Raw genomic sequence first — 20,174 nt, forward strand, 5'->3', positions numbered from 1 at the left:
TTCCGTGCGATTGTGCATTATCCTTTTACTGCGCCAATCATGACACCTTTCACAAAATATTTCTGGATGAACGGATAGACTAGTAAAATTGGCAGTGTCGATACCATGATTGTCGCGAATTTCAACGAGTCCTCTACAATGAGATTATCACCTCCAATTCGAGTTACATCGCCGGATGCGACGTTGCCGGCCAATACCAGATTGCGCAGAAGCACCTGAAGCGGAAACAGATCTGGGTCTCTTAAGTAAAGCAGCGGCAGCATAAAATTGTTCCATAGCCCCACCGCGTAAAACAGGGAGACGGTCGCGATGACCGCCTTCGACAGCGGCAGGACGAGGCGAAAGAAAATACCGATATCGGTCAGCCCGTCCATCCGGCCGGATTCTTCAACTTCCTTCGGCATGTTGCTAAAAAATGTGCGCATAATGATCAAATTCCATGTACTCACCGCACCCGGAAGCACCATGCCCCAAACGGTGTCGATCAAACCCAGCGAGCGTACGACCAGGAACGTAGGAATCATGCCTCCGCTGAAAAACATCGTGAAAATGATAAGCACGGTCATCGACTTATGAAACCCCATGTCCTTTCGTGACAGCGCATACCCCCCCATAGAAGTAATAATGACGGAGATCAGTGTGCCCAAGCCGACATAGATCAGCGTGTTTTTATAGGAGGTCCATATTTTCGGATCTTGAAACACCAATTCGTACATCTTCAGGTTGAAGCCTTTGGGCCATAGGCTAATCTCCCCTTTCATGACATATATATCCTTGCTTAATGAAACGGCCAGCATATATATAAATGGATAAAGCGTAACGACAATGACAAGGAGCATGATCAGAGAATTCACTAGGCCGAGAAGGCTGATCCGATTTTTCATACCGTTAGTTCCACCTTTACCATAAGCTGTTTTCTCCCACTTTTCTGCTGATGTAGTTCGCCGAGTAGATAAAGATCAGACTGATGATGCCCATGAATAAGTCAATCGAGGCCCCGTAGCTGAAATTGCCTTGCTCCAGACCTACACGGTAAACATAAGTGCTGATGATATCCGCCGTCGAATAGACGGCCGCATTGTACATAAGAAACACTTTTTCGAAACCGATTTCCAATACTTTCCCAACATTTAATATAAAGAGGATCACGATCGTCGGCGCAATACCAGGCAGTGTCACGTTCCAAAGTTTTTCCCAGCGTCCTGCTCCATCAATACTGGCTGCTTCATAGAGCTGCGGGTCCACAGCGGTCAGTGCCGCCAAATAAATAATCGATTCCCAGCCGGTTTGCTGCCATATATCCGAAGCGACGTAGATGGAACGGAACCAACCGGGCTCCATCATGAAGTTAATCGGCGTGAAGCCGAGCTTTTGTATTATCTGATTGATCAGGCCTCCGGACGGAGACAGAAACATAATGACCATGCTGGCCACAATCACGTTCGAGATGAAATGCGGCAAATAGCTGACCGTCTGGACAAACCGTTTTAAAGCCATATTTTTCAATTCGTTCAGCAGGATGGCCAGAATAATGGGGGCGGGGAAGCCGAACAGCAGCTTGTAGAAGCCCAGTAAAAGCGTGTTGCGCATCAGGAGAAAGAAATCCGGATTCTGAAAAAACATCACATAATATTTGAACCCTACCCATTCGCTAGCCCAGATGCCCTTGAAGAGATTGAAGTTTTTGAACGTGATCACCAAGCCAAACATAGGGATATAGCGAAATATGACATAGTAGAGCAAGCAGGGCAGAACCAGCAGCCATAAATATTTGTTATGGTTCCATGACTTTCTCAGCAGACTCGTTGTCTTGATCTGATTGAACGATTCGGCGGATACTTGCTTTTGCTTATGCTCGATTGCGTGCGTATTCGTTTGGGCCATGCGCATATCTCCTCATTCAGTTATAGATGCTTGCCTGCTGCTGGCGCCTTCGTGCAGCGGGCTTTGATACCGTCATTATACGCACGCCATTCTCGGGAAATAAATCTCCACATTTACCAGAGAACCCGCAATTTATTGGATAAGCAAAGAAAGTGTGTATGATTTAGAAGAAATGAATATTGTTCCCGTACATTCCGTTCCCGTAGTATAGTGGTATGATAAATGTAAGTATAGATCCAGCGGGAATTGACGGAAATCGGCATAGAGAACATGGGGGTCTATCGGATGTTGAGATTGAAAAGATTCAGTTGGAAAACCAATTCCTTGTTCGCCAAGTTAATGATCAGTTTTCTTGTTGTAATTGCCGTGCTCGCGCTCTTCAATTTCGCATCCTTTCTATTTTTGAAATCGAAAATCCACCAGGAGATCGTCAAATACAACCAATCAAACTTGAATCATACGGTGGAGCAATACGAGAACCATTTCAGACTGACCTGGGAAACGATCATCAGTTTAAATCAAGATGACATATTCAGGGCGAATCTGAATCTGTTGCGGAATGTACAGAAATTTAACGCTTATGACAAAGTAGGCAGCGTCATGTCAGCGATCAAAGTGCTGATTGCCAACCCGTTTCTTTCTATAGAAAATATCATGCTTTATTTCAAGAACGATTCTTATGTGGTGGAGAAGGAAGGGACGAGCGGGGCTAAGGACTTATTCTCCAGATATTATGCCAGCAGCGAGTATCCGCCGGAATTTTGGTTCCGCCAGTTCGACGAATCCTATACATACCAGTTATTCCCTGCCTCCTCATTCACGGAAATCTCAGCTAATACCCAAAAGAACAAGGGGCAGCTGCTTCCAGCTGTTATCAAGCTGATGCCATATAAAGACATGTATTTCATCGTCATGCTCGATCCGAAAAAAATGTTCAACTCGTATCATTACTCAGATCATTCTGATTTCTACATATTAAATGAAGAAGGCGCGCCAATTTTCTCCTCGTCTCCCAGCGTGAAAGGGCCTCTTGGCCAATCATTTGAAGGGCAGAACGGAAGCTTTACCAGTAATAAACTCTATTACTTTTATCAAAAAGGGGAGCAGACTGGCTTAACCTATGTTAGCGTCGTTCCGATCACGAGCATTTCCAATCAGTTGATGCGGTTGAATATTCTTTTCATAACTTTACTGCTAATCATCATCCTGCTAAGTATCGTAACGTCTGTGGTACTCACGATGCGATTGAATAGGCCCGTCAAAAAAATCATCGAAGCCGTTCAGCAATGTCACCCAGCAGCCATGCTGGTGAGCAGCCCTATCCACGAATTTAATATGATTAGCGAAAAAATGAGCAGCATCCTCCGAACGAATGACCAGATGACGGAGGATTTGGACAAAAAGAAAGATCAGCTTCGCTATTACGCTTACACAAATAAATTGCGAAACATCCATATGAACCTAACCGACTTGCGGGAGCTGGTTGTTGCCGATACCCCTTTTACGCTCGTGCTGTATCAATTGACGATGAAAGAAAAATTTGCGGAACTCGATTCCGAGCTCGAAAAAGCTGTATACTTTATCCGGGAATATATCAACATTTTCCTGTCGCAGGCATACAAGGACACGATTACGTTCCAAATGGATAAAGATACGGTGCTTACCCTATTCTTCTTCCCAGACGATACGGCAGGCATTGAATCTGCGTTGGAGCAATTGATTCAGGTGCTCGAAGTGGACCGTGATCTGTTTTTCCTGACTATGGCCGTAAGCCCGATTTATCCCGATTCTGGCCATTTAATTTCGGCTTATGAATATGCCTCCACCATGCTGCTGCAGCGAAAATTAAACGACGAAACGCAATTCATCCGCACGTTTCGTCCTGCTAAAGGGGCAATTCATTTCACCGTGCTAGAAGAAGAGGAGTTCTCCACCCGGTTCATGTCCGGTAACGAACAGTCGGTATTGGACTGGATCCACCGGCACCTGGACGCACTCTGCAAGAGAGAAGCCTCCGTGGACGAATTCAGACGGTTCGCCAAAGAAGTATACGGCCAACTGAACAAGTCACTCATGAAACTGAATTTGCATCGGGAACAAGGCGAGTTGCCTCCTCTGGTGTTGGATCACCTGAACAGCTTTTACAGTATCGACACATACAAACAATGGTTCAAACAGCTTCTGTCACCCGCCATAGAAAGAGTGAATCACAAGAAATCGGATCATGATCCGACGACCCATTTTATCCTCGAGTATTTGAACCAGCACTTGGAGCAAGATATCACGCTGGATATCATGGCGGACAAATTGAACATTACGCCAGGCTACTTATCGACTTATTTTAAGGAAAAGACAGGAGCGAACTTCAGCGATTACTTGAACGGCTTGCGCATGCAGAAAGCGAAAGAATTGCTGAATAACCTGGACCTAAAAGTCCAGGAAATCTCCGTCAAGGTTGGCTACCAGAACGTAAATTCGTTTATCCGCATGTTCAAACGCTACTCCGGCATTACGCCTGGTGAATACAGGAAGATGTACGGCACGCAGAAGGCGTAATTCCGTAAAAATGAAAAATCCTCCTGCTTTTTGCTAAGCGCTGGAGGATTTCTGTTATATGATCAAGACGCTGAGCATAATCAAGGAGGAACTATGAAATATCTTATTCAACCTAGGGATAGGGACTATCCCATTTCCTGGAATGGTATTCCTGCGTTAACCATCGATCATTATCTCTGGCTTGACAATGGCTACACGCCGACAGTAAAGGCAAAGCTAATGTACACATCCGAATGTATCCAACTTCACTACAACATTTATGAAGCGAACCCCACGATCCTCTATCACACGATGAATGAACCAGTATTCAAAGACAGCTGTGTAGAATTTTTCTTCCAGCCGCTGCCGGAGTCCGATCCTCGGTATTTAAATTTCGAGATGAACGCCGCTGGCACCCTTCTGTTGAAATTGGGTAGCGACCGGAATGACCGGACTTATTTGCAGGATGTGGATCCAGCTCTTTTCCTGATCCATACATCGACAGGCTGCTATGATTCGATTGCCGATATGCCATATTGGCAACTTGAAATTTCCATCCCTTTCAACTGGATTCAGGCAATGTTTCCAGATTTCCGACCTGAGGCCGGCCGTACGTTTCGCGCCAATTTTTACAAATGCGGGGATGAAACGCCTCTTCCACACTAGAGATGCTGGAATCGAATCACTTCATCCGTGCCCGATTTCCATCGAAGCTGCGATTTCGGTGAGCTGGAGTTTGGTTAACCTTACTAACGCTTAGCCATAGACTTTTATTCCACGGGTTCCCCTGTCCGATAATGTATCGCCTTAATCTCCATAAGAATCCCTGTCTACAAACAAGAGACAGTCCGGATGTTGTCTCAGAATCGTAGCTGGACATGCTGTTGAACCGCTTCTTCCAGTGTCCTGCGCACTGCATCCCGCTTCGTCGGTCCAGGAACTATACAGAATAGATGAGCTCCCGACATCAGGGCAGGAACCGTTAAGGTTAGCGCATGAGTCGGGACCTGTGCGATATCCCCAAAACAGCCGTCGTTTACCTGCTGCTGCCTGCACGCTTCTTCCAGCTCAACCCGCTTTACGGTTGCAGAGTCCAAAAAATCCGCCACTGGAGGATCGTTAAAGGCAATATGCCCGTTTTCCCCGATACCCAGGCAAACGATGCAAGAAATCCTTCTACGCATTAGCCGAGTACTACGGGAAATCCCACTGATGGAAATCCCACCGATCGAATCACTTAGGCCCGCAGGAGTCATGCTTGGAACGAAGCCACAACTTCCTCGATATAAATATCCTGCTCCCCGACATAATAGTTCGCAACATCATCCTTCAATTCCTGAACGCTAGGATCGCTGATGAACTTCTCTAAGGCTTCTTTCGTTTCAAAATACAAGCTGAATATGAACGAATACCTTGGAGTCGTTCCATCTGCTGAGGATAGGACCTTCTTGACCTCATACTTGGTGGCCCCCATTTCAAGCACTGTCTTCTTGGATAACAAAGCAACATGTGTATTCAAATAATAAGCTTCATCGAAAGGGATACCTTGTTTGTAGTGAAACGTTAGGACTAGCATGCAATCATCTCCTTATATAGATATACAATCATCATAAACGATGACATTAGTGGTAGTGTCAAATTGCAAATGCCTATTGCACTCTATATCACGCGGTGATATACTCATTTCATGATATATCATGACGTGATACAACGATGGGCGATACAACATAACCTGATATAAGAAGAAGGAGACTTTATGGATAGTGAGAAGCTCTACCGTCAGTACTTGCCGATGTCTGAAACGGCTTATTACATTTTGCTTTCCCTGACTACAACTCGGCATGGTTATGGCATTATTCAGTGGGTGGAGGAGCTCACACAAGGTCGAATTCACCTCGGTCCTGGCACGATTTATGGCAGCTTATCTCGGATGGAGAAGGATCGTTTGATTCAAGCTGTAGCTGAGGAAGAGCGTCGTAAGCTGTACCGCATCACCCCTTCTGGTAAAGAACTGCTCAAGCTGGAGATCGCCAGAATTACAGAGCTTTACGAAAATGCGAAGAAAGTAGAGGGATCTTTACATGAATGAGACCAAAAAGGTGTTTAAATGGTGGGACAGTTCACAATCGGAGACAATTACAGCATGGTTGGAGGATATGGAGGCGCACGGCTGGCATTTACAACGTGTAAATTGGAATGGCCTGCGTTTTCACTTTGAGAAAGGTGCTCCTCGCAAAATGAGCTACTGCGTAGATTACCAAACGAAGGTGGATCCCAACTACGCTAGCATTTTTGAAGACACAGGTTGGGATAAAATTTACAGCGGCGCAGGCTGGTATATCTGGAGACAAACGTATCAGCATACAAAGCCTGAAATTTTCACTGACATTGACTCCATGATCGAACGGAATAAACGACTCATTGGTGTATTTACGGCGGTTACTGCCGCACAAATCCCTGTTTTTATGATAAACATCAACAATACGATCTTTTATCCCTTACTGATTATCTATGTGCCAGTCCTTGTCTTACTAGTCATTAGTCTATACCGTTTAGTCGCAGCCAATAAAAAACTACAAGCCAAAAAGGACATTCTTTGAACCGCTAGCCGGCTAGTTGAATGTCCTCTATTCACTCTTCGCGATCCTTACCCGATAGCCCCGTGCTCTCGCAACAAGCCAATCACGGCAGTATGTCCCTGCTCTTTGGCCAAATCAATCGCATAGGCGCCACCCTCTGACTTCGCATTCACATCCGCACCTTGGTTAATCAAAAGCTCAATGATCTGTGTACTATCCTTATGAAAGGCGGCCACATGCAGACTCGTATGCCCATTGCTATCCATAATCGTCGGCTTCGCACGGTGAGCGAGCAGTAATTGTATGACCGCTAAGCTCCGCTCACCGGCAATAGCCGCATGCAGTGCCGTATTCGACGGAATGTAACTAACGCTAGAATGCGATAAGGCATTCACATCAGCGCCATTTTCCAAAAGCAGCCGAACCACTTCGCTCTGACCGAAATGCGCTGCAAATCCCAGAAGGGTAAGGCCATCGCTGTTCTCAGCATTGGCAAGCGAAAGATCCGTGTCCAGCAAATCCTTGACTCGGTTTACATCGCCTGTGCGTGCTGCTGTAAATACATCGTTGATCATGTAGGGGGGGCCTCCTCTAATATATTCGCTATTTCAATTCGGCAAATATCTAGATATTTCCTTTTTTCCCTTTTAAATAAATCGTGCCGTCGCCGCATACGAGAAAGACCCACGGCCGTATCGCTGTAGGTCTTTCTAATCTTGATCTACTTCGTTCGTTCAAGAAGGAAAATCTTTCTATAGCTTGAACTTACCAACGGCTTGCTGCAGTCTCAGTGACATACTGTTCAAGTCGTTCGCGAAAGCAGCAACTTCTTGCAGCGCTGCAAGCTGCTGCTCCGCGCTCCCCGCTACATTCTGAGCAGCGGATGCGGATTGCTGGGCAATGTTAGAGGATTCGATCACCGAAGCCGTCACCTGTTCGGATCCTGCTGACATCTCTTCAGCCACTGCAGAAACATCACGGATCTGGTCAGCCACTTGATCGATCGCCTGCAGGATCAATTGAAAGGCCTCACCTGCCTCATGCACAACGACGATCCCCGTATGAACTTCTCTGGTTCCCTCATTCATCGCCTCGACAGCTAGCTGAGTCCCTTGCTGGATTTGTTCAATCAACCCGATAATCTGATTGGCCGAGGTGCCTGATTGTTCAGCTAGCTTCCGTACTTCACCAGCAACAACGGCAAAACCGCGACCATGTTCGCCGGCACGAGCCGCTTCAATAGCTGCATTGAGCGCGAGCAGATTCGTTTGCGTGGCGATACTGGAGATCACACTGACAATGCTGCCGATTTCAATGGATTGCTTGTCGAGCTTCTGCACCATGGAAGCTGTACGATCGACTGTCGCCCGAATGGATTCCATCTGACGAATGACTTGCTGCAAGGATTCGTTGCCATGCCTTGCTTTCTCGGAGGCATCCATGGAAACTTCCGACACGGAAGAAGACGTTTCTGCAATCCGTTGTATGCCTATTGACATTTCCTCCATGGCTCGAGCGCTTTCATTGGAAGTTAAGCCCTGAGACTCAGCCCCTCGCGCTACGGCCTGGATGGAAGTCGCAATCTCGTTCGAAGCTGCCGAGGTTTCTTCAGCGCTTGCCGAAAGCTGCTTCGAAGAATCAGCTACATCCTGCGAGCTTGCGTTCACCTCTCTAATCAACTCTTGCAAATTAAGGATCATTCGACTGAAGCTATCGGTTAATTTCCCAACTTCATCCTTACTCCGACTCGTAATCGTGCGCGTTAAGTCTCCCCCAGCAATACTTTGCGCTACATTCATCAACACATTAATAGGTCCAATGATGATTCTGCTAAGCAACAATGCTATGCCTATGCCAAGTAAAACATCGATAATACAGGAAATAATGAGTGTAAAATTGACGGAATGAATTTCCTCAATTAACTGATCTGTTGACTCCTTAGATTCTTGATTGAAGCTGTTAATGTATTGATCTGCCACGGTATAGATCGTTTGTTTGAATTGGTCTGTCTGATCATCTGCCTTCTTATTTTCATCGCGAAGCTGCGCAGCCGTCAGTTTACTGTCTTTTTTATTAATGTCCCTGACCACATCAAATGATTTGATAAAACCCTCGCTGGCGGTTCGCAAACTTGCAGCCAACTCTACTTCCTTCGGACTCTCCGATCTTAACGCAATGAACTCGAGGTATTCTCTGAATTTCACTTCGTTTTCCTTGTACGCTTTAGCTGCTTCATCACTTTGATTGATAATGACATCGGCTTGATTACTGTACAGGATACCTACGTAATTCTTAAGCTCGTAAGCAGCCTTTACCTCCGCATTTCGTTCCGTTTCCTGATCCAACGCACTTTCGACTTGAGACAGTTTAAAGTAATTGTTCCCTGCAGCAATTGTAAATAATAAAATAACCAAAAGCATACCAGATAGCAGTTTCGTTTTTAATGACCAATTTTTAATCATGAAAAGACCCCTTCTTTCTTGTTTCGAATTCTAGCCGCTACCTTAACGTTAATCGTTCTATTGCCATTGAATTCAAGAAAGTCCTTTTCTCATCTAAGTCGTCATCTAAGAGGTTTTCGTCCGACAAATCTCGCGAGCTATTCTATCTATATCGACAAATGCTATTGAAAAAATAAGGTGCTATGTCATCTTCCATAACATAACAAAATAGGCTACCCCCGGAAGAGTAGCCCCATAACTGCAAACAAACCAAATACCGATAACATCGCACCAGAGACGCGATTAATCCACAGGAACGCCGCTCCTTTGAGCCGTTCCCGCAACAAGCCAACCAACAAACTGAGTAACAGCCACCATAGCGCCGAGCCTGCAAACACGCCGGCCACCAAGGCGATCGCAGGCGTGAAGCCTGCATCCGCGCTGTCTCCCAGCCCGAGCCCCGCAAATGCGCCAACGAACGACATGATCGTCATCGGATTCGTAATGGTGAGCAGCAGCGTCGATACATAAGATTTGAACAACGTGTCCCCGGTTACTTTGGCTGCGTGGGCTGCAGGCTTGGAGCGAAAAGTTTGCGCACCCAGATAGATAAGGAAAAGACCTCCGACCAACTGGAGAACCACCTTTTGATCCAGAAGAAAGCTGGTAATCAGCGTCAAACCGAACCCTGCGATGAAGCCATAGATGGCATCTGCCGTAGCAGCGCCTAACCCTGACAGAAAGCCGTGCAAACGGCCAAGCGTCAAGGTCCTGCGCATGCATAGGATCCCGATAGGACCAACCGGCGCTGCAATCGAAAAACCCAGCAGAAGCCCTTTTAACAACGGGATCAGCAATTAGAACACCTGCTCACCGTCATACGTAGCGATTTTCTTGTATAGATCTGGACGACGATCGCGGAAAATTCCCCATTCGATACGCTGAATCTCCAACTGATCCAAGTCAAACTCGGCAACGAGAACCGTTTCCTCGTCACGCCCCGCTTCCTCAATCAGATTGCCCTGCGGGCCTGCAATGAAAGACGAACCATAGAAGTTGATGCTGGAATCCTCATCTTCTTCCTTCCCGATACGGTTCGATGCGATTACCGGCATCAAGTTGCACGCCGCGTGACCGCGCATGCACATTTGCCAGTGATCCTTCGAATCGATGGAACCATCCTGCGGCTCTGAGCCAATAGCAGTCGGGTAGAACAACAGTTCTGCCCCCATCAGCGCCATTACGCGAGCAGCTTCCGGGTACCACTGGTCCCAACACACGCCTACACCGATTTTGGCGTAGCGAGTTTTCCATACCTTGAACCCCGTATCTCCCGGGTTAAAATAGAACTTCTCCTCATACCCTGGACCGTCAGGGATGTGGCTTTTGCGGTACGTGCCGAGCACGGAACCATCGGCATCGATGACGGCAAGCGAGTTGTAGCGAGCGTAGTTCTTTTTCTCATAGAAGCTGATTGGCAATACAACGGCCAGTTCCTTGGCAATCTCACGGAAGTGATTGATCGCTTTGTTCGTTTCCAGCTCCGTTGCGTAGCGGTAGTAGTCGGATTTTTCTTTTTGGCAGAAATACGGTGTTTCAAACAACTCTTGAATCAAAATCACTTGCGCACCCTTCGCCGCGGCTTCACGCACCAATTTCTCTGCTTTGGCAATGTTTTCTTCTATATTATCGGAACAGCTCATTTGTGTAGCTGCTACAGTCACTTTTCTCACGTGAAATCACCCTTTCTTGCAGGCTGGCATTTGCTGCGTCGTGCAGTGAACATTGCCGCCTTCTTTGATAATGGACATGCCGTTAATTGTACGGATTCGACGTTCTGGGAACGTCGCTTGAAGCACTTCAATCGCCTTGCGATCTGTCTCTTCAGCTGTACCACCAAACACCGGCAAAATAATGCCGCCATTTACGAAATAAAAGTTCAGATAGCTCAGCGTCAAGCGCTGCTCTTCAAAGAATGTCAGTGGCGGTTGCTCGATTTGGATAATCTCAAATGTACGGCCTTTGGCATCTGTCGCGCTGCGGAGAATTTCCAAATTCTCCTGCGTAATCGCATAGTTGGCATCCGAAGGATCGCCACAAACTTGCAGAATGATTTTGCCTGGAGCAGCGAAGCAAGCAATATTATCCACGTGACCGTCCGTCTCGTCGCCGTCGAGCCCTTTGTTCAACCAGATAATCTTCTCTACGTTCACGAAGTTGCGGACATGCGCCTCAATCTCCTCACGGCTCAGATCCGGGTTGCGGTTCGTGTTCAACAGACATTCTTCTGTGGTCAAAAGCGTACCTTCCCCATCCACATGGATGGAACCGCCCTCCATGACAAGCGGAGCGTCAAAACGTTTCAAACCATGGTGCTCCGCGATTTGTGGAGCTACGTTATCATCAAGATCCCAAGGCGCATACTTGCCGCCCCATGCGTTGAATTTCCAGTTAACTGCTGCGATTTCTTGCTGCTCGTTCAGGACGAAAGTTGGACCGTTGTCGCGGAACCAAGCATCATTGTGCTGGATCTCAAGGAAATCCACGTTGGACTCTGTGAACATCGCCTTCACTTGCTCTGCATCGGACGGGTTCACAATCACGGTTACAGGCTCAAACTCAGCGATCGCTTTGGCTAGGTCAGCGTAGCCTTGAGAGACAACCGCGTGATCTTCTGGGTACACCATTGAAGCTTGCACCGGCCAAGAAATAAAAGTTCGCTCGTGCTCTGTCCATTCTGCTGGCATGCTATAGTTTTCATCTTTAGGTTTCATCATCATCGGTCATCTCACTTTATCTCAATTTAGTTAATTAGCTCATAGGAACATTCAAATAAAAACATCGTCTCCCATCATAACTCAAAAGCCGCCAACGCTCAATGTAAATAGGTAGTTCTGTGACCAAATCTTTGTCGAAAGGAACTCGCTATAAGGCATGCTGCCGCGTCACCATTACCTACCAGCATATTCAGAGTGCTTTTAATACACATTAGAAGAGGATTTCATAGACTGCATACCCGAAAGGATGGATCACTTTGGCAACTGTTCTGCATATCACCGCGCATCCTCATGATCATCAAACGTCTTACAGTATGGCCGTAGGTAAAGCTTTCATCGATGCCTATCGAGAAGCAAACCCCAATGACGAAGTGATTCCTATTGATTTGTATCGTGTCCAAGTGCCGCATATTGATGCGGACGTGTTCAGCGGATGGGGTAAGCTGCGCAGTGGACAAGATTTCTCCTCCTTATCTAGCGAGGAAAGCGCCAAGGTAGGACGCATTAGTGAACTCACCGAGCAGTTCATTGCCGCAGACAAATACGTATTCGTTACGCCGATGTGGAATTTCTCCTTCCCTCCTGTGATGAAAGCTTATCTGGATGCTCTTTGCGTGGCTGGCAAAACGTTCAAGTACACCGAAGCAGGCCCTGTTGGCTTACTTTCTGGCAAAAAGGCACTCCACATTCAAGCGCGCGGCGGCGTGTATTCCGAAGGGCCTGCGGCCAGCATGGAGTCTGGTCATCGGTATATCAGCATTATCATGGCATTTTTCGGGATTATGGAGACGCAAGGTTTGTTCGTCGAGGGGCATAACCAATTCCCAGATAAAGCGGCGCAGATTAAAGAGGACGCGATTATGCGTGCGAAGGATTTGGCACATACGTTTTAATAAGGAGCTGTCCCCCAAGATGGGGGACAGTTTTTACTTTTTGGGTTGGCCGCTCTGCTCGGTAGAGCAGACAATCTCTAATTAGCAGGAGTTGAGCTGTTTAACGGACACAGAAGACCCTAATTGGTTCAACACGACCCCTTAGCATAGCTAACGGACATGAGAGTCGCTATTTGCTTTATTTGCACATACTAATCACACAAAATGATGGAATAACATCGCTGGTGTCCGTTTACGTGGAAGAAGGGCTTCCTTTCTGCGGAATAAGGTCGCTAGTGTCCGTTAGATAGGTGGGAGATAGGTGGTGGATAGAAAATTAGAATCCACAGGCAAGACAAGCCGGCAAGTACCACTCTCCCCCCTCAGTATAGCAAATAAACCTCCAACGCCACTCACATGGACATTTGGAGGCTCACTCATCTTTACAGGGATCTAACTGCCGTAACACTTGTGCCCCCTTTACCTACGAGATAGGGATAAGTTAAATATAACCCCGCTAGATAGAGCAGTACCGCTATGTAGACAGGCAACAAATGGACAAAATCCGTGTATCCAATATGTGCATGTACGAAAATCCCTGCTATAAAGCCTGGTAGCCCACCCCAGAGGAATGTCCACCATAACCAGCCCTCACCTTGATTAACACCCCACAGTGCTGAAGCGGTTATCGCTACTGCCAAGGAAAACAATGCACCACCAAAGCCGGCACGATCATGGGCGATAAGCGGAATTATGGTCTCACTCCACGCCGACAGCTCCGAAGAAGTTACGCCTAAGTAAACCAAATCACTTGGGACGAATACCTCCGTAATGCCGACAACGGATATGGTAAGCCCCCCGATTCCCAGACCAAAGCCAAGAATCACGAAGCAGCACTGCCCCCATTGAGCTCTTAGCCAAATTCGATCATTTCGTAAACCTGGCGGCTTACGAGACGGATGATCCTTCAAGCCACGCAACGTCAGCAGCAACATTGGAAGCAAAACAACCGCTGCAGCCGCATGAAGCGGATCAAAATAGCCATAACCTAGATAAAGAAAGAAACTGCTAAAACCGACAACGCATGAGGATATGACTGCCGTTCTCGCCCAATGTAGCCCGTAACGTAAACCGTGATGAGCTAGCTGATAATAGAAAATGCCAATGGAGATCATTGTACCTGCTAAAGTAATGCGATCATGCGACATGAAGTGTAGTAAATGGTCATTGAAACGAATAATTTCATTGCGAGTTTTGCCCAAGAAGTCTTCATCATAAGGCAACAGCACTGTCGTCGCTGCAATAAACCACGCAAGCACACCACCGATCATCATCCCTAATCCCAGCAGGCTCATCCATCCCCAATTCGCCCAGAAGGAAGGGTTGGATGAAATGGCCGGTGAAGGCGGGAAGGAGGAAATCTCCCTACGCTGGGGAGCCGTCGAAGGGTCGGAAGACGTAACGACAGACGCTCTGGAATTGGAAGCCTGCTCGTTAGCGTCAACGCTCACATCGTACGGCAAAGCCTCAGCGTCAATGGAAGCCACACGAGCGGTGAAGCGATCATATAGGATCGCTTCATTGATCCGCTTCGGCAGCCCTGGCCCCGCGTAGACGAGCCCGCTGTGCAGCATGACGCTAGTCGCTCCTGCTGCCAACAGCGCGAGCGCGTCCTCCGGCTGGTGCACGCCGCCGGCAGCAACAACCGCGCTGCGCTCGCCCAGCGACTTGCGCAGCAACCGGACCTTGCTCAGCTGCGCGCTGAGCAACGAAGCGCCGCCGCCGACGCGCTCGCGGCGAGTGCCCGGCTCCCGCTGCGCGTCGCCGAGGACGACACCGCTGAAGCTTCGCGCGGTGTCCAAGATCGCCCGCAGCTCCTCCTCCGGGAGCTGCCGCGGCACATACATAAGCACCGGCTTCCCCGGGGCCGCCGCCTCCGCCAGCTGGCGCACCTCCGTGAGGTACGCCAAAGCCGTTGCCGTTGGCCAGCCTTCGGCTAGGCCATCGAGGGTGAACCCCGCCGCGTACGGCGCCAGCTTGAAGAGCAGCTCCCGCTGCTCTTCAAGCGCTTCGCGCGGCGAACTTCCCGGCATCGGCCGCAGCCGCACGAAGTGCGGCAGTCGATGCCCCGTGCCCTTGCGTAGGCGCGCAGCGATCGCGTCCGGGCCGTCGTTCTCGTAGCCATCGGGATACACGATGGCTTCCTCCTCCGTCATGCGAGATATCGATGCATGACTCTGCACAGCTCGGACCGTCACAGGTCCGAGTTCGATGAACCCGAGCCCGAACTGGGCGAGGGCCTTGTGTGCGGTGCCGTGCGGGTCAAGCCCGCCGCTGAGGCCGACGGGGCAGGCGATCGGCACGCCTGCCAGCTCGCTCGCCAGCAGCGGCGACATTTCCATGTGGCCCATCGTGCGGATCACGAAGGTCCCCCCAGGAATGCGACTTAGCCCGCCTATCGCATGCAGGGTAAGATCTCTTGCCCTCCGCCCGCTAAGTCGGAATAACAGCGGTTTAAATAACGTATGATACGACCAATCGGGCATAGGCCGCCTCCTCTTTTGGATGATAGTTCCAGTATACCGTGTATCTTTCCCTCTGCACATAGACACACTTTGTTGCGATTCCCTGTGATTCTAATCACAGGGGTTCCCTCCACTTGTTCGCTATACTGAAGGCATCAAGTCATTCTACTGGAAATGAGATGATCCGACATGTTAAGCGAACAAACCATCCGAATCATTACATCCACCGTGCCTGTATTAGAAGTTCATGGTGTTGCGATAACCAAGCGTTTCTACGACAAGCTGTTCACGTCTCACCCTGAGCTTTTACATCTATTCAATCACGCTAATCAAAAACAAGGCCGACAACAGACAGCATTAGCGAATGCTGTTTATGCGGCAGCGAAGCATATCGATCGATTGGAAATAATCCTGCCAGCTGTTAAACAAATTGCTCATAAACATCGCAGTCTCGGTGTAAAACCCGAACAATATCCCATCGTCGGGGAACATTTGCTAGGTGCGATTAAAGATGTACTGGGCGATGCCGCGACTGATGACATTCTCGGGGCTTGGGCTGAAGCCTATGGGGTCATTGCCAGTGCATTCATTGGCATTGAATCTGATATGTATACGAACTCCGCTCTTCAGCCTGGGGGATGGTCCGATTTCAGACCTTTCGTCATCGCCCGCAAGGACAGAGAAAGCGACGTCATCACCTCCTTTTACCTAACGCCGAAGGATCAAGGTCCGATTGCTGGATTTGAAGCAGGACAGTATGTCAGTGTTCGTGTCCAAATCCCCGGCGATGCCTACACACACATTCGGCAATACAGCCTCTCCCATGCTTCTGGGCAACCGTTCTACCGGATCTCGGTTAAACGGGAAGATACCAATCCAGCTGTGCCTGCGGGCAAAGTTTCCGTCTTTTTGCACAATCAGGTTCAAGAGGGTGATGTTCTCTGGCTCTCCGCGCCAGCAGGCGACTTCACATTAGATCAGACGGATACACGACCTGTTACGCTTCTAAGCGGCGGCGTCGGACTTACCCCTATGGTGAGTATGCTGCATGCACTCGTCACCACCCAGCCGAATCGGAAGGTTACTTTCATCCACGCTGCTCAAAATGGGGCGCATCACGCTCTTCGCAGAGAGGTCGAACAGTTGGCTGAGAAGCATCCTCAAGTCACCATTGCTTGGTGCTACACGCAACCGACAACTGCTGATACCAATGCGCAGTCCTACCACAAAGAAGGCTACCTAGATCTACCGTGGATTCAAAGCCTAGTGCCGTCTGTGGATGGCAGCTTTTACTTCTGTGGACCCCTGCCGTTCATGAAAACCGTGAACCAATCGCTCATCGCGTGGGGGGTTCCGGAATCAGACCGTCATTACGAATTCTTCGGTCCCTCAGGTGCGCTTTCCTAATTCGCCCAATATGCAAAACGGCTCTGCTCGCATGTTGCGACAGGGCCGTTTTGATTTTGATGGCATCTGAGTAGTGCCGGGGATCTCTTCACAGGATTGAAAATCCAAATAACTGGAATTTGTCCATCTAATTGAGCTCATATTGAGCGTAAAAGGTGTTTAACTGGATTCTATACAGGTAATTTTGCTATTTTTCACAATCTGGGCGGATATCACTGAAAATAACTACATATAATCCAGCTATTCCTCTTTTGGCGCTAGATTCCACCAATTTAACATCATAAAATCCATCTAATTTGTTGGAGGGGGGAGGAGGCGTTTGTCGGAATGTGTGGGGGGCGTTTGTTGAAGGGTGAGTAGCCCGTTTGTCGGAATGTGTGGGGTTCGTTTGTTAAAGGGTGAGCGGCCCGTTTGTCGGAATGTGTGGGGGGCGTTTGTTGAAGGGTGAGCGACCCGTTTGTCGGAATGTGTGGGGGGCGTTTGTTAAAGGGTGAGTAGCCCATTTGTCGGAATGTGTGGGGGGCGTTTGTTAAGGGTGAGCGGCCCGTTTGTCGGAATGTGTGGGGGGCGTTTGTTGAAGGGGGTCTGTCCTTTGCTGGAGAGTACGCGGCTCGTTTGTTAGAGGGTGTGCGGTCCGCTAGCTCTCTCTCCCTCTTTCACGTAACAACCGATTCACCGTTTCTCGGCGAAGCCCAAGGAACTGCCCTATTTCCTCTTGGGTTAGCACGTCGGTCAGCTTCAAAGTTCCAATATACGTTTGGAACCATGCCTCCATTTTCAACAATTTGGCTGCTGGAGCAACTGCGGTTAGCTGATCAATCCGCTGCTGCATCATGCGCAGCTTCTCCTGCAATTGACGCGCAATGGTGCGAAAGTGGTCTGGATTGCTTTCCAGGTCCTCGTACCAGCGCTCTGCAGGCAGCACTTCAACCTCGCTTGTCACTAGCGCAACCGCCGTTGCATAGTAGGCACTCGGACTGATCAGGGAATGATGCGGAATCGTTTCACCAGGTACAATGATATTCACAAGGGTAGTGTTACCATCTTCATGTGAACGAACAATTTTCAGCAGACCCGAATGCAGTTTGAATAGTGAACCTATCTCGCCTTGGCGGAACAGGATTTCCCCTTTATGCAATTTCATCTTCGTATCCCCTTTAATGAGAAAAAGCGACAGCACGCTCGGGGCTGATCGCTTTTATGGATATCTTGAACGACTATACTTCTTTTTTCAATGGCTCAAAAGGTGGCCGAATTGACTGATGTGCCTGTGTTAGTTTACCCGATAAGCTCACGTACCAATTCAACTGCTCGACCTTGCCAATCAGCCAAATGGATACCAGTAAACCTGTAAGCGAGACGAGAACTGCAATCGGCAATGCCCACATGGAGACTGGATGAGCGAAATAAGGGATGAATGAAACCGCCAAGATTGGCGCCGCATTCCATTTGAAAAATTGAATTAACGTAATCGTCACAAGGGCTGTCAGGAAAAAGGAAACAGCTCCCGTGCTAATGGTATAAAAAATACTGCCCATCGTAACCGCGATAATGGCTCCGATAATAATGCGACGTATTTCTCTTATGTTGTCTACACGATGCATGAAAAGAAAACTAAATGCGCCCAGCGTTGGGTAGAAAACCATCTYCATCGATGGAAAGTGATAGGATGCCCAGTAAGCTCCCATCAGATAACAGCAAATGATAAGTGAACGAAGAAACATCGTTGGCTCCCGTCCTTTTCTAAAATATAAGATTGTATCTGTTTCACACGATAAGTCGGCTATATTTCTTGATAAACGCACTCGTCTAAGAAGACGGCGTAGTCGTTTATTTCGTGTGGGATTCATGAGGCCGTTCATGTTCTAAATCAGACCTTTCCCATTTTACAAAATAGACAGAGAGTCAGTCAATAACTTCACAAGCCATGTTATGTCATTTTTCCCTTAATTTTAACTTGATTAATTCCGTTCAACCGACACCGTTGTCGATGCAAAGAACTTTGTCACCGCAAAAGACGCTGCCCCAAGCACCGTAGACCGATCACGAAGCTCCGAAAATTCCACCTTCAACTGCTTGCGCGGATGCGGTAGAGATCGCTTCTCTAGCAGATCCAAAAGCGGCTTCATCAGCCACTTCTCGCCACCGGCCAACCGGCCACCAAGAATAATAAATTCCGGATTATACCCGTTAATGATGTTCACCACACCGACCCCAAGGTAGTAGCCCAGCCGTTCAAAAAGCTTGATGACCCCTGCGTCGCCGCTCTCGGCTTTTGTTAATAAAGACTCTAGGTCGACTTCGCGCCCTAATTCTTTACCCGCTTGTTCCAATAAGGCATGCTCCGATGCGTAAAGCTCCCAGCAACCTAAGCTGCCGCAGCGGCACTTCGGACCATCATGTTGAATCGAGATGTGGCCAATCTCGCCGGAGAATCCTGTCGCCCCGCGATACAGCTCGTTTTTGATAATAATGCCCGCCCCGATCCCCATACCGATGGACACATAAATGAGATTCGCAGTGTCTTTCCCTGCGCCGAACTGTTTCTCGCCTACTGCCCCAGCGTTCGCTTCATTATCAATCACAACCGGAAGTCCGAATTCGGCTTCTAACTGGCTCTGCAACGGCACATTCTCCCAGCCCAGATTCGGGGCAAACAACAAATTCCCATCCTCATCAACGATACCTGGCACGCCAAGACCGATGCCAATCACACCATAAACACTCTCTGGTGCTGTTTCGATGAACTCACGGATCGTCGTTTTGAGTAGCTGCGTAACCTGCTCTACAGACTCATTATGATGCTGGATGCGGTTTTCCCGAATCACTTTACCCGTCAAATCGGTGAGAACAGCCAACATATCATGCACACCAAGATCAACGCCAATCGCATATCCCGCCATCCCATTAAAAAGCAGCATCATCGGCTTACGCCCGCCGCTTGACTCCCCTGCTCCGATTTCCTCAACGAGTGAGCTCTCGATGAGCTCATTCACAAGACTAGATACCGTCGCTTTCGTCAGCCCTGTAATCTCAGCGATTCTAGCGCGTGAGATCGGTGAATCCGTGCGGATGTGATGCAAGACGATTGTTTTATTTATCTTTTTCACGAGGTTTAAGTCGCCTGTTTGTTTCATAATTAGCCTCCATACCG

At 48.4% G+C, this 20,174-nt stretch carries 18 protein-coding genes and 1 pseudogene; 6 read left to right on the plus strand and 13 right to left on the minus strand.

Features of this window, described 5'->3' with window-relative positions:
* Window positions 1–17: 17 nt before the first annotated feature.
* Complete coding sequence (locus AC1DLM_RS03760; RefSeq protein ID WP_441990935.1) at window positions 18–884, minus strand: carbohydrate ABC transporter permease; 867 nt, start codon at window positions 882–884, stop codon at window positions 18–20.
* A gap of 16 nt (window positions 885–900) precedes the next feature.
* Window positions 901–1,884 (minus strand): ABC transporter permease, encoded by a 984-nt coding sequence (locus tag AC1DLM_RS03765; protein ID WP_441990934.1) that lies wholly within the window; start codon window positions 1,882–1,884, stop codon window positions 901–903.
* Window positions 1,885–2,169: 285 nt separating this feature from the next.
* Between AC1DLM_RS03765 and AC1DLM_RS03770 the strand changes: the two genes are divergently transcribed.
* Together AC1DLM_RS03770 and AC1DLM_RS03775 are read left to right on the plus strand one after the other, a co-directional pair.
* Complete coding sequence (locus AC1DLM_RS03770) at window positions 2,170–4,440, plus strand: helix-turn-helix domain-containing protein (protein WP_441990933.1); 2,271 nt, start codon at window positions 2,170–2,172, stop codon at window positions 4,438–4,440.
* A gap of 93 nt (window positions 4,441–4,533) precedes the next feature.
* On the plus strand, window positions 4,534–5,085 hold the full coding sequence (locus tag AC1DLM_RS03775) for a carbohydrate-binding family 9-like protein (protein WP_477569161.1): 552 nt from the start codon (window positions 4,534–4,536) through the stop codon (window positions 5,083–5,085).
* A gap of 141 nt (window positions 5,086–5,226) precedes the next feature.
* Here the strand turns inward: AC1DLM_RS03775 and AC1DLM_RS03780 are convergent.
* Together AC1DLM_RS03780 and AC1DLM_RS03785 are read right to left on the minus strand one after the other, a co-directional pair.
* Window positions 5,227–5,618, minus strand: a pseudogene (locus AC1DLM_RS03780) (6-phosphogluconolactonase); the annotation flags it as partial.
* 53 nt (window positions 5,619–5,671) lie between these two features.
* The gene (locus AC1DLM_RS03785; RefSeq protein WP_441990931.1) at window positions 5,672–5,995 is read right to left on the minus strand and encodes an EthD family reductase; all 324 of its coding nucleotides are present in this window, start codon (window positions 5,993–5,995) and stop codon (window positions 5,672–5,674) included.
* Window positions 5,996–6,175: 180 nt separating this feature from the next.
* On the opposite strand from AC1DLM_RS03785, the gene AC1DLM_RS03790 reads away from it, so the two are divergent.
* Together AC1DLM_RS03790 and AC1DLM_RS03795 are read left to right on the plus strand one after the other, a co-directional pair.
* Complete coding sequence (locus AC1DLM_RS03790; protein ID WP_441990930.1) at window positions 6,176–6,508, plus strand: PadR family transcriptional regulator; 333 nt, start codon at window positions 6,176–6,178, stop codon at window positions 6,506–6,508.
* Window positions 6,501–7,019, plus strand: coding sequence for a DUF2812 domain-containing protein (locus AC1DLM_RS03795; RefSeq protein WP_477569162.1), 519 nt, complete (start codon window positions 6,501–6,503; stop codon window positions 7,017–7,019). Before AC1DLM_RS03790 ends, AC1DLM_RS03795 begins: the two co-directional genes overlap by 8 nt.
* A gap of 47 nt (window positions 7,020–7,066) precedes the next feature.
* Here the strand turns inward: AC1DLM_RS03795 and AC1DLM_RS03800 are convergent, their stop codons facing one another.
* The 5 genes from AC1DLM_RS03800 to AC1DLM_RS03820 form a co-directional block, all read right to left on the minus strand.
* On the minus strand, window positions 7,067–7,573 hold the full coding sequence (locus AC1DLM_RS03800) for an ankyrin repeat domain-containing protein (protein ID WP_441990928.1): 507 nt from the start codon (window positions 7,571–7,573) through the stop codon (window positions 7,067–7,069).
* Window positions 7,574–7,750: 177 nt separating this feature from the next.
* On the minus strand, window positions 7,751–9,460 hold the full coding sequence (locus AC1DLM_RS03805; RefSeq protein WP_441990927.1) for a methyl-accepting chemotaxis protein: 1,710 nt from the start codon (window positions 9,458–9,460) through the stop codon (window positions 7,751–7,753).
* A gap of 212 nt (window positions 9,461–9,672) precedes the next feature.
* Window positions 9,673–10,293 (minus strand): LysE family translocator, encoded by a 621-nt coding sequence (locus tag AC1DLM_RS03810; protein WP_441991006.1) that lies wholly within the window; start codon window positions 10,291–10,293, stop codon window positions 9,673–9,675.
* 3 nt (window positions 10,294–10,296) lie between these two features.
* Window positions 10,297–11,172 carry an N-carbamoylputrescine amidase gene (gene aguB / locus AC1DLM_RS03815; protein WP_173120578.1) on the minus strand — a complete coding sequence of 292 codons (876 nt, stop codon included), beginning with the start codon at window positions 11,170–11,172 and terminating at the stop codon, window positions 10,297–10,299.
* Between the two features lie 6 nt (window positions 11,173–11,178).
* The gene (locus tag AC1DLM_RS03820; protein ID WP_441991005.1) at window positions 11,179–12,213 is read right to left on the minus strand and encodes an agmatine deiminase family protein; all 1,035 of its coding nucleotides are present in this window, start codon (window positions 12,211–12,213) and stop codon (window positions 11,179–11,181) included.
* Window positions 12,214–12,473: 260 nt separating this feature from the next.
* On the opposite strand from AC1DLM_RS03820, the gene AC1DLM_RS03825 reads away from it, so the two are divergent.
* Window positions 12,474–13,109 carry an FMN-dependent NADH-azoreductase gene (locus tag AC1DLM_RS03825; RefSeq protein ID WP_441990926.1) on the plus strand — a complete coding sequence of 212 codons (636 nt, stop codon included), beginning with the start codon at window positions 12,474–12,476 and terminating at the stop codon, window positions 13,107–13,109.
* Between the two features lie 422 nt (window positions 13,110–13,531).
* Here AC1DLM_RS03825 and AC1DLM_RS03830 read toward each other — a convergent pair whose 3' ends face one another.
* Entirely contained in the window at window positions 13,532–15,694 is a 2,163-nt protein-coding gene (locus AC1DLM_RS03830) for a dihydroorotate dehydrogenase (RefSeq protein ID WP_477569212.1), read from the minus strand.
* Between the two features lie 108 nt (window positions 15,695–15,802).
* Here AC1DLM_RS03830 and hmpA point away from each other — a divergent pair, with 108 nt between their 5' ends.
* Window positions 15,803–17,020 (plus strand): NO-inducible flavohemoprotein, encoded by a 1,218-nt coding sequence (gene hmpA, locus AC1DLM_RS03835; RefSeq protein WP_441990925.1) that lies wholly within the window; start codon window positions 15,803–15,805, stop codon window positions 17,018–17,020.
* A gap of 637 nt (window positions 17,021–17,657) precedes the next feature.
* Here hmpA and AC1DLM_RS03840 read toward each other — a convergent pair.
* From AC1DLM_RS03840 to AC1DLM_RS03850, 3 genes are all read right to left on the minus strand, one after another.
* Window positions 17,658–18,164, minus strand: a complete 507-nt coding sequence (locus AC1DLM_RS03840) for a Crp/Fnr family transcriptional regulator (RefSeq protein ID WP_441990924.1) — start codon at window positions 18,162–18,164, stop codon at window positions 17,658–17,660.
* A gap of 73 nt (window positions 18,165–18,237) precedes the next feature.
* The gene (locus AC1DLM_RS03845; protein WP_477569163.1) at window positions 18,238–18,744 is read right to left on the minus strand and encodes a hypothetical protein; all 507 of its coding nucleotides are present in this window, start codon (window positions 18,742–18,744) and stop codon (window positions 18,238–18,240) included.
* A 237-nt stretch (window positions 18,745–18,981) separates the two neighbouring features.
* Window positions 18,982–20,157: an ROK family protein gene (locus tag AC1DLM_RS03850; RefSeq protein WP_441990922.1), complete on the minus strand. Its 1,176-nt coding sequence runs from the start codon at window positions 20,155–20,157 to the stop codon at window positions 18,982–18,984.
* Between the last annotated feature and the right edge of the window lie 17 nt (window positions 20,158–20,174).

The organism is Paenibacillus sp. 01T442 (genome assembly GCF_056398345.1).

What these genes read in the sequence shown, in the direction of transcription:
- hmpA (WP_441990925.1), top strand. Translation starts at nt 15,803, where the DNA reads ATGTTAAGCGAACAAACCATCCGAATCATTACATCCACCGTGCCTGTA.
- AC1DLM_RS03760 (WP_441990935.1), bottom strand. Translation starts at nt 884, where the DNA reads ATGAAAAATCGGATCAGCCTTCTCGGCCTAGTGAATTCTCTGATCATG.
- AC1DLM_RS03805 (WP_441990927.1), bottom strand. Translation starts at nt 9,460, where the DNA reads ATGATTAAAAATTGGTCATTAAAAACGAAACTGCTATCTGGTATGCTT.
- AC1DLM_RS03830 (WP_477569212.1), bottom strand. Translation starts at nt 15,694, where the DNA reads ATGTGCAGAGGGAAAGATACACGGTATACTGGAACTATCATCCAAAAG.
- AC1DLM_RS03840 (WP_441990924.1), bottom strand. Translation starts at nt 18,164, where the DNA reads ATGAAATTGCATAAAGGGGAAATCCTGTTCCGCCAAGGCGAGATAGGT.
- AC1DLM_RS03800 (WP_441990928.1), bottom strand. Translation starts at nt 7,573, where the DNA reads ATGATCAACGATGTATTTACAGCAGCACGCACAGGCGATGTAAACCGA.
- AC1DLM_RS03820 (WP_441991005.1), bottom strand. Translation starts at nt 12,213, where the DNA reads ATGAAACCTAAAGATGAAAACTATAGCATGCCAGCAGAATGGACAGAG.
- AC1DLM_RS03850 (WP_441990922.1), bottom strand. Translation starts at nt 20,157, where the DNA reads ATGAAACAAACAGGCGACTTAAACCTCGTGAAAAAGATAAATAAAACA.
- AC1DLM_RS03765 (WP_441990934.1), bottom strand. Translation starts at nt 1,884, where the DNA reads ATGGCCCAAACGAATACGCACGCAATCGAGCATAAGCAAAAGCAAGTA.
- AC1DLM_RS03775 (WP_477569161.1), top strand. Translation starts at nt 4,534, where the DNA reads ATGAAATATCTTATTCAACCTAGGGATAGGGACTATCCCATTTCCTGG.
- AC1DLM_RS03790 (WP_441990930.1), top strand. Translation starts at nt 6,176, where the DNA reads ATGGATAGTGAGAAGCTCTACCGTCAGTACTTGCCGATGTCTGAAACG.
- AC1DLM_RS03770 (WP_441990933.1), top strand. Translation starts at nt 2,170, where the DNA reads ATGTTGAGATTGAAAAGATTCAGTTGGAAAACCAATTCCTTGTTCGCC.
- AC1DLM_RS03785 (WP_441990931.1), bottom strand. Translation starts at nt 5,995, where the DNA reads ATGCTAGTCCTAACGTTTCACTACAAACAAGGTATCCCTTTCGATGAA.
- AC1DLM_RS03795 (WP_477569162.1), top strand. Translation starts at nt 6,501, where the DNA reads ATGAATGAGACCAAAAAGGTGTTTAAATGGTGGGACAGTTCACAATCG.